Annotated in this window: 10 protein-coding genes; 5 read left to right on the top strand and 5 right to left on the bottom strand. The window is 66.9% G+C overall.

Annotated elements, in window-relative coordinates; translation table 11 throughout:
- Positions 1-67 precede the first annotated feature (67 nt).
- The 3 genes from CAFEA_RS08465 to CAFEA_RS08455 form a co-directional block, all read right to left on the bottom strand.
- Positions 68-1,189: a MalY/PatB family protein gene (locus tag CAFEA_RS08465; RefSeq protein WP_076589967.1), complete on the bottom strand. Its 1,122-nt coding sequence runs from the start codon at positions 1,187-1,189 to the stop codon at positions 68-70.
- A complete protein-coding gene (locus CAFEA_RS08460; protein ID WP_082855685.1) occupies positions 1,122-3,638 on the bottom strand; it encodes a glycosyltransferase 87 family protein in 2,517 nt (838 codons plus the stop codon). The genes CAFEA_RS08465 and CAFEA_RS08460 overlap by 68 nt, the downstream gene beginning before the upstream one ends.
- 278 nt (positions 3,639-3,916) lie before the next feature.
- Entirely contained in the window at positions 3,917-5,806 is a 1,890-nt protein-coding gene (locus tag CAFEA_RS08455) for an ABC transporter ATP-binding protein (RefSeq protein ID WP_063937984.1), read from the bottom strand.
- A gap of 74 nt (positions 5,807-5,880) precedes the next feature.
- Here CAFEA_RS08455 and CAFEA_RS08450 point away from each other — a divergent pair, with 74 nt between their 5' ends.
- Complete coding sequence (locus tag CAFEA_RS08450) at positions 5,881-6,477, top strand: hypothetical protein (RefSeq protein ID WP_063937985.1); 597 nt, start codon at positions 5,881-5,883, stop codon at positions 6,475-6,477.
- Here CAFEA_RS08450 and CAFEA_RS08445 read toward each other — a convergent pair.
- The gene (locus CAFEA_RS08445; RefSeq protein WP_063937987.1) at positions 6,474-7,247 is read right to left on the bottom strand and encodes a carboxylesterase family protein; all 774 of its coding nucleotides are present in this window, start codon (positions 7,245-7,247) and stop codon (positions 6,474-6,476) included. The two genes, CAFEA_RS08450 and CAFEA_RS08445, sit on opposite strands and share 4 nt — an antisense overlap.
- A gap of 32 nt (positions 7,248-7,279) precedes the next feature.
- Between CAFEA_RS08445 and CAFEA_RS08440 the strand changes: the two genes are divergently transcribed.
- The 4 genes from CAFEA_RS08440 to CAFEA_RS08425 all read left to right on the top strand — a co-directional run bounded on the left by CAFEA_RS08440 (position 7,280) and on the right by CAFEA_RS08425 (position 10,837).
- The gene (locus CAFEA_RS08440) at positions 7,280-9,235 is read left to right on the top strand and encodes a M3 family metallopeptidase (RefSeq protein ID WP_063937989.1); all 1,956 of its coding nucleotides are present in this window, start codon (positions 7,280-7,282) and stop codon (positions 9,233-9,235) included.
- A 91-nt stretch (positions 9,236-9,326) separates the two neighbouring features.
- Positions 9,327-10,508, top strand: coding sequence for a chymotrypsin family serine protease (locus tag CAFEA_RS08435; RefSeq protein WP_063937992.1), 1,182 nt, complete (start codon positions 9,327-9,329; stop codon positions 10,506-10,508).
- Complete coding sequence (locus CAFEA_RS08430; RefSeq protein WP_156490103.1) at positions 10,508-10,672, top strand: hypothetical protein; 165 nt, start codon at positions 10,508-10,510, stop codon at positions 10,670-10,672. Before CAFEA_RS08435 ends, CAFEA_RS08430 begins: the two co-directional genes overlap by 1 nt.
- 24 nt (positions 10,673-10,696) lie before the next feature.
- Positions 10,697-10,837 carry a hypothetical protein gene (locus CAFEA_RS08425; protein WP_172796724.1) on the top strand — a complete coding sequence of 47 codons (141 nt, stop codon included), beginning with the start codon at positions 10,697-10,699 and terminating at the stop codon, positions 10,835-10,837.
- On the opposite strand, the gene malQ is transcribed toward CAFEA_RS08425, so the two are convergent.
- Positions 10,834-12,969 (bottom strand): 4-alpha-glucanotransferase, encoded by a 2,136-nt coding sequence (gene malQ / locus CAFEA_RS08420; RefSeq protein WP_063938161.1) that lies wholly within the window; start codon positions 12,967-12,969, stop codon positions 10,834-10,836. The two genes, CAFEA_RS08425 and malQ, sit on opposite strands and share 4 nt — an antisense overlap.
- Positions 12,970-12,980 lie beyond the last annotated feature (11 nt).

Genomic DNA, 12,980 nt, shown 5'->3' with positions numbered 1-12,980 from the left:
GTTGAAGTTCCCTAGAGTCTAAACCATCCGACCGCTAGATGGGAATAGGGTTCCATAAAGTGAAACGCTAAAGCTTTGCGACGGCTCCGCCAATCCGCCGCACCGCCTCTTCGAGGATCTCCGGGGAGGTGGCGAAGTTCATCCGCGCGCGGTGCTTGCCGCCGGGGCCGAAGTCCATTCCCTCGTTCATGGCCACCTTGGCGTGGCGGCGCAGCCACGCGGCAGGTTTTTCGTCGACAAGCTTGGTGTTCTTGAAATTCAAAAACATCAGGTAGGTCGCCGCCGGCACCTCAATCTCGATGCCCGGCACCGCCTTCGGCAGGTTTTCTACCAGCCAGTCGCGGTTGGCCTTGAGCTGGGCGATCTCCTCGTCCAAGAACTCGCGGCCGTGGTCGTAGCAGGCCTCCGCCGCGACGATGCCCAGGGTGCCCACGCCGTCCTTGGCCACGCCCGACATCGCGTTCCAGGTCTTTGCGTCCTCGTCGTTGGAGAAGATCATCTGCGCGCACTTCAGCCCCGCGACGTTCCACGCCTTGGAGGTGGCGGTGACGGTGATGCACACGTCCGGGTTGTTCGCCGCGGCGCAGACGTGGGTGCCGTCGTAGACCAGCGGGGCGTGAATCTCGTCCACGATCACCCGGGCGCCGTACTTGCGCGCCAAGGCGCAGACCTCGTCGAGCTGCTTCTCGGTGAACACGTAGCCGCCCGGGTTGAACGGGTTGGTCACGATGATGCTGCCCGCGCCGTTGGCAAACGCGGCCTCGACCTCGGCCAGGTTGAGGCCGCCGGCGGAGTTGACGTCGATACGCTTGCGCCCCGCGACCTCCGCAACGTCCAAAAACGGGAAGTAGGCGGGGACCGGGACCACGACATCGCCCTCGGTGAAGTACTGAATGGCCAGCATTACGCCGCGCACCACGTCCGCAACCGGGAAGATCTCCTCCGCGTCCGGGCGCCAGCCGTAACGGTCCGCGTAGAAGCCGGCGACCGCCTCGCCCAGCCGGTGCGCGTGCGGGGCGGGCGTGTAGCCGAACATCTCGCGCTCGGCCGCATCCACGATCGCCTGCTTCACAGCGGGCGCGGTTGGAAAATCGCTCTCCGCGATAAACAGCGGCAGCACGTCAGGGTTGAACTGCGTCCACTTCCTCGTGCCGCGGGCTTGCAGGGTGTGAAGGTCGGGGAATTGCATGGGGCCCACGGTAGCCATCATCGCTCTTGGCATGCTTGGAGGTCCACACGGCGAACACCGCGGCGGCGAGCAGCGTCCACCACACCACGGACGACATGACCCAGTCGCCGATGACCCGGTCGCGCCCGTCGATCGTGTCCATGTTCTTGAACTGCGAATGCGGCACGAACACGGTGGAAAGCCCCAGGTAGACAAGGGTGGTCAGCAGCGCGGGGATGTCGCGGCGGCGCCACGCGAACTCGCCGATGATCAACGCGCCCGGCAGCATCCACGCCCACGCGTACGGCGGGGCCCAGGAGGATGCGGTGAGTGCCACCAGTGCGAGGCTGAGTGCCGCCATCGGTGTCTCGCCGCGCTGAATAAAAACGCGGGCGGCGTAGATCAGCGCGCCGCCGGCGGCAAGGACCGCGAGCACCCAAAGCGCGCTCGCGCCGTCTGCGCCCGTGAACCGCTGGGCCGCGCCGAACAGTGTGAGGTTCTGCGCCTGGGAAAGGTCGTAGCGCTCGCCGATGTGCAGCACGTAGTCGGTGAAATACGCGGCTGTCATGCCCGGGCGCGCCACCGCACCGAGCGCGGTGAAGGACGCGAACGCGCCCGCCATCCAGCCGAGCGCCCGGTAGTCCTTGCGGAAGAGGAAATACAGCGCGAAGACCGCAGGCCGCAGGGTAAACGCCGCGGCGATGCCGGTGAGTAGGCCTTCAGGCACCCAGCGCTGCCACTGCCCGGGGCGGGTCCACCACAGGTCCGTCGCCATGAACGCCACGGCGAAGATAGTCAGCTCGCCGTAGTAGAAGTTGAACCGCACCGGGTCCAGCCACAGCACCGCCGGCAGCAGCACCGTCGCGCACGCGACCGGCGACGGCCACCGGAACCGCTTGAACAGCAGGTAGATGATCCACCACACCGCCAGCGTGCCCGCGATGGTGTGCAACGCCTCCCACGTGCCCATCTCGCCGGCGCCGAGCAGCTTGCCAAACAGCATGGTCACCGGGGGATGCAGGAAGTAGTCTTGCCGCCCGTCGGGGTAGCTAAACGCCACCGAGTAGATGTCCGGCTCGGCGAAGAAACCGTCGCCCGCCCCGCGCAGCATCTGCAGATGCTCCAGCGGGTGGAACACGCCCTCGTAGGCCGACAGCATCGGCGATTCCATCTTGCGCCACCACGCCGTGGCAAAGGTACTCAGCACCGCGTAGGCCACCAGCGGCGGAAAGGCCACGAACTGGGTAAAACGCAGGGGCTTTTGCCTATCGACGAGCACGAAGCCCCGCGCCTGCACCCACATCACAAACACCACCAGAATCGCCCACACGACCAGGCTGGACTGCGCCAAGTCGCGCACGGTGTACGAGTCCGGCGTGGTGGCCATCGGGTTCAGGATCTGCTTGTGCGGGATGAAGATCGTGGAGATGGTCAAATACACCGCCACCAGAAACGGCGGCCACGGGTTGGCGTTGCGGATGCCGCCGACGGCCATGACGATGCACAGCGGAACCACCCACACGTAGTGGTGCTGCCAGGTAATCGGGGCGACGAGCAGCGACAGCAGCGCGACGCATAGCACCGCCGCCTCGTTGGCGCGCGCGGCGAGCAGGCTGCGCAGCGCCAAAAGCGCAAGGGCGAGGATGCCGGCGAACATGATCGCGGTGAAGTACGTCTGCGCGTCTGCCGGCACGAAGCGGGCGACCAGGCCGCGGGCGGACTGGTTGTGCGCGCGGTTCAGTCCCAGCACACCGGACATCTGCCCGATCTGGGTGGTGAAGTAGTACCCCAGCGCCGCCGGTTTCACCGCACCCGCAACCCCCAGCGACATCACGCCGGTGAGAAACGTCGCGGCCAGCGCTTTCCAGTTGCGGGTAAAGATGAAGTACAGCCCGAACAGGGCCGGCGTCATCTTCACCGCGGCGGCGACGCCGGTGAGCACGCCCGTGGGCAGGTACTTACGCTTCGGCGAGTCCCACCACAGGTCCGTGAGCACCAGCGCCATGAGCACGATGTTGACCTGGCCGTGGTGGAAGGTGTTGTGGATCGGGTCGATCCAGAACGCGAGCGGCAGCGCCACCAGCGCCCACTTGCCGGCATCGTCGATGCGGCACCTGCGCAGCGTGAGCGTGATTACCCACCAGAGTGCCGCCAGCGACACCAGCGAAAACAACACCAGGCCCACCGTCTCCCCGAACAGCGTCAGCGGGGAAAAGAACAGCAGCGACGACGGCGGGTAGGAGTACGGCAGCTCTCCCGCCGCGCCGGTGTTGATCAGGGACTCGTAAACGTTCGGGCTGTCCCAGAACGCTTTCGCGCCGCGGTAGTAGACCAAAAAATCCTCTACATCGCGCCGGTCCGTGGTGTAGAAGGGCACGTAACTGTGCTGGTACCAGCCCACCAGCAAGCTGGCCAGGCACAGGATGAGCGCCACCGCCATCATCGGCACCGAAAGGATGAGTTTTCGCACAGATGGGCATATTAGGGGGTAAGCGCGCCGTCCGCGGGCTAGTGCCTACTCTTCGTCTTCCTCAGGCGTGGCACGCGGTGCTGCGTTCGGTGTATGACCGAGATGATTACAAGCAATTCGCAGCCGGTGGGGGAACTCCGGCCATTGAGAAAACCTCGGTTCGCGCGGAAAGAAGACCTGATTGTCGCACTTAAAGGGTCGCCGAAGGTGGACTTCAAGCAGTTCCGCGAAGATGTAGACGCCTACGTCGACCAGAGGATCGATCCTCGTGACTAGGACTACGCCTCGATAGAACCGTCGTCGTCTTCGTCCTCGTCGCCACCGGCGCCGTCGACGTGGAACCCGAACGCCTTGAGGCGTTCCCGGTCCGCGGCGGAGGACGACGCGGTCAGGCGCAAAAGCTCGGAGTAGATGCCGCCGGAGACGGCCAGCTCGGAAGGCGAGCCGATTTCGTCCACGTGTCCGTCGCGAAGTGTGATGATCGTGTCCACCCCAGCGATGGTGGACAAACGGTGCGCGATCATGATGGTGGTGCGGCCCTCCATCAGCTGGTCCAGGCCGGCCTGCACGGCGCGCTCGGCCTTGGTGTCCAGGGCGGAGGTGGCCTCGTCCAGGATCAGAATCGGCGCGTCTTTGAGCATTGCGCGCGCGACGGCCACGCGCTGGCGCTGCCCGCCGGAAAGCCGCAGGCCGCGCTCGCCGATGACGGTGTCGTAGCCGTCGGTGAACTTCATGATGAACTCGTGCGCGTTGGCCCGCTTCGCCACCTCCACAACTTCCTCGAGCGTGGCGTCCGGCTTGCCGTAGGCGATGTTTTCAAACACCGAGCCGGAAAACAGCGCGGCCTCCTGGAACACCACGCCGGTGGTGGCACGCAGTTTTTCGACGTCCAGCTCGGACAGCTCCTCGCCGCACACGCGCAGCCGGCCGCGGGTGATGGGGTAGAGCCCCAAAAGCAGGTTCACGATGGTGGATTTGCCGCCGCCGGATTCGCCGACAAGCGCGATGGTTTCGCCTTCGTGGGCGGCGAAGTTGACGCTGTGAAGCACAGGCTCGCCCTCCATGTATTCGAAGGTGACGTCCTCGAAAGCGATGACCGGCTCGCGCACCTGCAGGGGAGCCTGCTGCTTAGCGACGACCTCCGGCATGTCCGACGCCTTCGTCGCCTCGACGAGCTGCCGGTTCGCGGTCGGCTCGACCGGCTCGTCCATCACCTTGAAGTAGTCGCGCGAGCCGGCGATGGCGCGCTGCGCGGAATCCACGATCCAGCTCATCATCGTCACCGGCTGGCGCGCCATGGTGACCATCTGGATGAGCATGACCATCTCGCCGACCGTGAAGTGCCCGTCCAGGGTGCGGGTGAACAAGATGAGGTAGATGCCCAGGAAAATCAGGTTCATGGCCACGCCGCGCAGCGTGTCCATGGAGTGCCACCAGCGCGACTGGGGGCGGGTGATGTCCACGGTGTTGGTGTAGTGGCGGCCGAACTTCTCCAGCTCGCGCATCTCGGCGCCGTAGGACTTGGTCACCTTCACCTGGCCCACGACCTCGGCGAAGCGGCCGTTGCCTTGGTCAATGTTGGCGTTTTTGTTCTTCTCAAACACCTGCCAGCGCTTCGACGTCAGCGCGGTGAGCCAGGTGTAGAGCGGGAACAGCAGGGCCAGCAGCACCGTCAGCGGCCAGTAGTAGTAGGCGGTGATAACCAAAATCGCCACCACCTGCATCAGCATGGGCAGGAAATTGTTGGTGAAGGACTGGATGAACTGCGTGACGTTGGCGATTGAGCGGTCCAGCCGGGCGATGATCGTGCCGGTGACCTGGTTGTCGTAGTAGCGCTGCGGCAGCGCCAGCAGCTTGGCAAAATACCGGGTGGACAGGATCTGGCGGATCCGGGCGACCATCACGTCGCCCAAGTAGCCGGAGACGTTGCGCAGCACTGAGGCCAACGCCTCGGCGGCGAAGAGTGCCACGGCGAGCCAGATGACGGTGCGGGTGGGGTCGGGCAGGGAGGCGTCGCCAAGCTTGGCCACGATGGTGTCCGTCGCCTCCCGAATCAGAAACGGCGAGACCAACCCCAAACCCGCCACCAGCGTCGAGACCGCCACAACGGCGATATAGAAAGGCCAGAGGGCGGAAGCGCTGCGGATAACGCGCATCAAAGACTGCATAATTTCGACACCCTACTAGGGCTGTAAAGTGGGGCAGAACTGTCAAAACCACCGCGACAACAGAAGAGGCGCACATGTCCCACCGCACCCGCCGCCCCAAGGCCGCCCTGGCCTCCGCAGCCCTGGCAGCCGCCTTGGCGCTTTCTGCCTGCGCGGACGCCGAGGTGGGGGAGGACACCGTCAGCTCCACCCAGGTCACCGCCGCCGAGGATGCCCCGCAGGGTCAGGCCGACGACCGCATCGGTGTGCAGCGCAAGCCCTTCGAGGTCAACGAGGCGGAGCCGCTGGTCAGCGACGAAACCACCGGCGAACGGATGAAGGACCCGGCGATGGAGCTGTCCTACAAGTGGCAGGGCTCCTCGTACGCGCCGAACGGCGGCTCGGTCGTGGTGGTGGCAATCACCAACGAGTCGGACGCCCCGCTGCCGGAGGACGCCCTCGAGCCGAAGCTGCGCTACAACGTCAACTCCACCTCGAACCCGAACATGAAGGACGCGAAGTTCGTCCCCATCGCGGAGGAGGCCGGCGTGGACATCGTGGGCCTGGACCGCCCGCTGGGCCCGGGCGCGACTGTGAACGCGAAGTACCCCTTCGACGTGTCCACCGGCAACCTGTGGGACGCGGAGTTCACCATCGGCAACGTCACCTTCAAGGGCAACCTGAACAACTAGCGGGCAAATTCCGCGATCGCGTGCGGGTCCAGCGCTTCTTCGACGCGCACGGTTGCGAGGTCGGCGAGCTCGGCAGCGTCGTAAGGCTGCGGGCCCATGGGTCCGAAGAACTTTGCGTATCGACGATAGCTCCGCCCAAGCCGCGCCGGCCGATTTTCCGCCAACTCGTTGAGCTTCGCACGCGTCAGCGGCGCGGACAGTAGGTAGCGCACGATCCACTTACGTTTCTCGTACGGCGCGCGCGGGAACACCGGATCCGCGGCCCACACGCGGCGGAACTCGCCGGCGTAGTGGTCGCGCCGACACAGCCACAGCGCCACCGCGGCCTCCTCGCCGGCGCCGACGACGGCGACGTTGGTGGGATCACCCCCGAACGCCTCGATGTTTTGCTGGACCCAGCGCAGGGCGAGCTTGACGTCCGCCACACCGCGGAAGTGCCCGATGGCGTCCGCGGCGAAGGGGAGGAAGCCCTCGAAACCTCGGCGGTGGGGCACGTGCACGTGGACGATGCCGTCGCCCGGCTCCACCGGCTGCGAGAGCCACACGATCACGGGACAGTCCGTGCCGGGCCGCGCGCTCGCCGGGGTGCTGATGGCCAGGGCGTTGGGGTTCGGCGCGGTGGCGTCGATAAGCAATCCCTGCTCGACGGGCGCCGGGTCGTCGAAGGGGCGGGTCTCGGCGAGGTACGGGATGGCGTCGAAGACGCGTTTGCCGCCGCGGGTGGTGCCCACGATGGTGCCGGCCGCGCATGTGATTTCCGTTTCACCCATGCGCCAGATCGTATCCGCATACACTGACCGCCATGACAAACCCGCTTCTGACCCCCTCGACCCTGCCGTACAACCTGCCGGACTTCGCCGCGATCCGGCTGGAGCACGTGGAGCCGGCGTTTGAAGAGGCACTCAAACGCCACGCCGCCGAAATCGCCGACATCACCACGGCGGCGGAAGCGACGTGGGCGAACACCGTCGAAGCCTTCGAGTTGGCCGGCCAAGACTTGGACCGGGTGATGTCCTGGTTCTTCAACCTGCAGGGCACCGATTCCACCGACGAGTTCGACGCGGTGGCGGACCGCATCGTGCCGAAGCTGTCTGCGCACGTGGACTCGATCTACCAAAACGACGCGCTTTACCAGCGCATTAAGGGCGTCGATGTGCCGGAAGACGCCGAATCGCGCAGGCTTCACGACGAGCTGCTCCGCCGCTTCACCCGCCGCGGCGCCGACCTGGACGCCGCGGGCAAGTCGCGCCTGCAGGAGATCAACCGGCGCTTGAGCGAGCTGTCCGAGCGCTTCGGCCGCAACCTGCTGGCAGACACGAAGAAGCTCGCGGTGGAGTTCACCCGCGACGAGCTCGCGGGGCTCTCCGAGGGCCAGCTCGCCGCCTACGAGGACGGCGGGCGCTACGTGGTGCCGATCGAGCTGCCCACCACCCAGGCGCTGCAATCGGAGCTCGAAGAGTCTGCCGCGCGTCACAAGCTTTTCGACGCCTCCCGTGCCCGCGGCAAGGACACCAACCCGGACATCGTGCTGGAATCGGTGGCGCTGCGCCAGGAGCGCGCGAAGCTGCTCGGCTTTGACACGCACGCCGACTACGTCATCGCGGAGGAGACCGCCGGCACAGCCGCGGCAGCGCGCCAGCTCATCGCCGACCTGGCGCCGGCGGCGGCCGCGAACGCCGAGGCCGAGCGCAAGCTCGCCGGCGAACTGGCCGGCGAGGAGCTCGGTGGCGCGGACTGGCCGTACTGGCAGGCGAAGCGACGCGAGGAGGAGCTGGGCATCGACGAGGCGGAGCTGCGCAAGTACTTCCCGCTCGAGCAGGTGCTCACCGACGGCGTGTTCTATGCCGCGAACCTGCTCTACGGCGTCACGGTGCAAAAGCGCGAGGATTTGGCCGGCTACCGCGAGGACGTGGACGTCTGGGAGGTCAAGGAAGAAGACGGCACCGGCATCGGGCTGCTGCTCACCGACTACAACGCCCGCCCGTCCAAGCGCGGCGGCGCCTGGATGAGCTCGTTTGTGGACCAGTCCCACCTCGCCGGGACGAAGCCGGTTGTGGTCAACGTCATGTCGATCAGCTCCAACCTGCTCACTATCGACGAGGTGACCACCCTGTTCCACGAGTTCGGCCACGCCCTGCACGGCCTGCTCTCCGACGTGCGCTACCCCTCGCACTCCGGCACCAACGTCCCGCGCGACTGGGTGGAGTTTCCCTCCCAGATCAACGAGAACTACGCCTTCGCCCCGGAGATCGCCCGCAACTACGCCCGCCACGTGGACACCGGCGAGGTCATCCCAGCGCCGCTGCTGGAGGCGATGGACGCCTCGCGCCAGTTCGGCCAGGGCTTCACCACCGCCGAGTACCTCGCGGCCTCAGCGATCGACCTTGCGTGGCACTCGCTGCCTGGCGACGTCCCTTCGGACATCGACGCCTTCGAAGCAGACGTCCTGCGCGAGCTCGGCCTGGACGTCGAAGGGTTGGAGCCGCGCTACCGCTCCACCTGGTTCAACCACATCTTCGCCGGCGGCTACTCCGCGGGCTACTACTCCTACCTGTGGGCCGAGGCGTTGGACGCGGACGGCTACCAGCTCGTCGCCGAGGAGGGCATCAACCGAGAAACCGGCGCGACGTTCCGCGAGACGATCCTGTCCAAGGGCTCCTCGCGCGACTACGCGGAGGCATACCGAGCGTTCCGCGGCCGCGACAAGGACACCCGCCCGCTGCTCGAGCGCCGCGGGCTCGCCGGCACCGATGCGTAGCGCCGTGTAGCTGCGCTCGTCTACCGTTTCCGCAGTTTGGTGCGGTACAGTTCTCGGAGTCGAACCACCTTTAAAAGACAAGGAAAGCTGTATGGCGGACGCAACAGTGCGACGCCCCCGTGCGGGCGCACGTATTGCCGCGTCGGCCGCGGCTGTTGCGCTGGCAGCTTCTGGTCTCGTCGGTGGGGCGGAGGCGCCGGCGGCGGAGCGTCTCGTGGTCAAGCAAGGCGCCCGCATGTTCGTGGACAACCAGCACAACGACACCCTCACCGCCTGCACAATCGGCTTTAACGACCCTGAGCAGCGCCGCAGCTACACCGCGGGCCACTGCGCCGACAACGGCGACTACGGGTGGCAAACCGGCTCGCTGGTCTACCTCGCCGACAGCAAGGGCCGCGAAATGTCCACCCCTGCCGGCATGATCTACCCGGCCGCCGCCTACTACGGCGCCTCCAACGCCAACGACTGGGCGGTTATCTACTGGTTCAACGGCGTGGAAGTCGGCGCAAACCCCTACGGCGGCGAGTACGTGCCCATCCAGGATCTCGAACCCGGCGAGACCCTGTGCTACCACGGCTACGCCTCCCACGGCGGCACCACCGAAGCCTCGTGCGGGCCATTTGTGGGCATGATCGAGAAAACCATCTACTTCGACGCCCCAGGCATGCCCGACTACGGCGACTCCGGCGGGCCGGTTTACGCGCCGGGCCGCGGGCTCGTCGGCGTGATGTCCGGGGCGAACGCGCTCGTGGACGAGAGTGGCGAGGAGATCGTCGGCTTCGAGCGCGCCAGCTCGCTGCAAAGCGGTGCGCTTTACGACGACTCCCGCATCGACACCTTCCTCCGCTCCCACCTCGCTGCGACGACAACGTCGCCCTCGCCGAGCAGGAAAACGCCGGCGGCGCCGTCCCCGGTGCGCAGCACGGTGGTGACCCCCGTTGCGGAGGTCACCCGCGAGCCGTCGCCCGCCGTGACCTCCGTATCGGGCAACACCATCCACATTGCTGGGCCGACGAAGCGGTCGGTGGTGATCCCGGCCGCGACGTTGCAGGCGCCGATCCCGGTCGGCGCGGCCACGCCGTCGAGTGTGCCGAGTGAGGCGCCCGTGGTCACGCCTGAGGCCCCAGCGGAGGACGAGGCGCAAAGCAGCGAGGACACCGCGGAGGAGACCCGCGACCGCAGCGTTGCCAATGCGCTGCTGATCACCCTCGGCATCGTGGCTGCCGTGGCGGCGCTCGTGCCGGCGATCGGCTACATGATGGGCCTGATCTGATGAGCAGCGTGTTGCTCGGCTGGGTGATGGGCTTAAGCCCCTGGCTGCAGGTGCCCGTGCTCCTCGCCGCCGCCGCGCCTTTGTCTGCCGCGGCCGGCTACGCGCTGCTGCGCGTTATCGACGGCGTCGCGCGAGCCGCGGCCCGCCTGGTTTCCCGCCGCTAGCTCGCGGCGCTAGGCTTACACACCATGGCCAACCCGGAAGAGCTGCGCAAGCAGGATCAAAAGCTGCCCAAGCCGCAGCGCAAGTACCCGCAGTCGCGGGTGACCCAGGTGATGTGGGTGCTCATCGCGCTCGTCGTCGTCGCGGCGCTGGCCGGGGCGCTCTAACGCGCGCTCGCGGCCGCGATGCGCTGAAACAGCGCGACGTCGGGGAGGTCTTCGATGAGGACGGGGGTGCCGGAGGCGTCGCAAAGCGGGATGCACCAGTTCGGGTACATCTCGCGGTTGGTGCCCGGCTGGTTTTGAATGCGGGTGTCGCCCACCATGTCCACCAGGTTCGTGCATGTCATTGCGGACGGGGTGGAGGCGATGAAGCGGGTCAGCCCCTCGACGAGGGTGTCCACGTCGTCGTACTCGCCAAGGTCCCGGTCGTGGAAGTCCACGTCAGCGAGCGGGGAATTGTCGAACGCCCCCTCCGCCTGGGCGGCGGCGAGCACCTGCGAGATCCACACCGCGTCGGTGGCGTTGAGCTCCTCCAGCGACTCTTTGACCAGCCCGAGCTTGTGGCGCAGCGCGTTGTGCGCGCCCTCCAGGTACCCGGCGGTGGGCGGCAGGTCGTGGGTGCCCACCGCGGTCAGCGCCAAGTTGCGGTACTGCTGCGACGGCCGCGGTGCCTCTGGCGGCACGGACTCGAACCACAGCACGGAGGTGCCGAGGATGCCCTTGTCGCGAAGCACGTCTTGCACCCACGGCTCGAACGTGCCCAGGTCTTCGCCCACCACCACGGCGCCGGCGCGCTGCGCCTCGAGCACTAATACGCCGACCATGGCTTCGAAGTCGTAGTTCATGTACGCGCCGTGCATCGGGGTGTCCATGCGCGGCAGCCAGAACAGGCGGAATAGACCCAGCACGTGGTCCACTCTGATCCCACCCGAGTGGCGCAGCACCGTGCGCAAAAGGTCGCGCCACGGCCCGTAGCCGGCCTCGGCCAGCTGCTGCGGGTTCCACGGCGGCTGCGACCAGTCCTGGCCCTGCTGCGAGTACTGGTCCGGCGGCGCGCCCACCGAGGCGTCGGGAACCAGCACCTCGTGCAACGTCGCCGCATCGGCCCCGCCGGGGTGGATGCCCACCGCCAGGTCCGTCATGATGCCCAGCCGCATCCCGGCCGCCACCGCGCGCTCTTGCGCCACGCGGCGTTGCTCGTCGGCGATGAACTGCAGCCACATGTGGAACTGCACCAGCTCCTGCGGGTCGCGCCCCGCGTGCTTCGGCGCGCCGTGGTGCTCCGACTCGCTGGCCTGCGCCGCGCACCACTCGGCGAACTGGCGCAGCCCCTCGCCCTCGTCCAGGCAGAACAGCTCGAAGTCCCGCGTGCGCGCCTCGTCCGCCGCCGAGAGGTAAAACAGGGTGCGAAGCGCCGCGAGCTTCGCGGCGAAAATCCGGTCGCGCTCCAACGGCTGCGCGGTGTGGTTCATCGCCTTGAATTCCGCAGCAAGCTTCTCGACGTCCCTCCGGTCCCCCTCGTCCAACAGCGCATACTCCGGCACCTGCTCCACCGCGATGTAGATCGGGTTCACAAACCGGCGGGAGGTTGGCAGATACGGCGAGTCCTCGATCGGCGGGACGGGTTCGGCGGCGTGCACCGGGTTGATCAACAGGTAGTCCGCGCCCTCGGCCGCCACCGCCTCGGCAACCGCGCCCAAGTCGTTGAAGTCGCCGATGCCCCAGGACTCCAGCGAGCGCACCGAGTACAGCTGCGCCATCACACCCCACACTGGGTCCTGCACAACCTCGGCGGTGGTGGACAAGGTTTCCGGCACCACGATCAGCGGGCAGACCTCGTCCAAGTTGTCGGACTCCAAGTGCAGCTCGTGGTAGCCGGCGGGCAGGTCGCCCGGCACGTGGAACGTGGCCTCGCCCCACACCACACCGTCGGCGGCGGTAAACGACGCCGCCCAGTTCTCGTCCTGGTGGGCGTCGCGCGAGGAGCCGTCTTCCAGCCGGATCCAGCAGTGCGCGTAGTGCCCGTCGTGGACGTGCACGTTGAAGTGCTTCTCCGTGCCCTCGGTGGCCACCACGCACGGCGGCATGGGCCTGGTCGCCCAGAATTCGCTGCGGGCGTCGAGGTGGAATTGGAGTTCCTCGTCCGAAGGTTCGTCGTTAAGCGAAAGCCCCAAGGCTCGCAGCAGCTTGATAAAGGACTCGGCGGGCGGCTCGGTGACCAGCCCGTTCGAGGCGCGGTAGGACGTGCCGAAACCATAGGACTCGGCGAGGGCGTGCAGCAATTGAGCGTTGGTCACGCCACGCATTG

It is taken from the genome of Corynebacterium afermentans subsp. afermentans (assembly GCF_030408355.1).
GTDB lineage: Bacteria > Actinomycetota > Actinomycetes > Mycobacteriales > Mycobacteriaceae > Corynebacterium > Corynebacterium afermentans.
The sequence above is the reverse complement of the archived record's forward strand: the minus strand, read 5'-3'. Positions and strand labels throughout refer to the sequence as shown.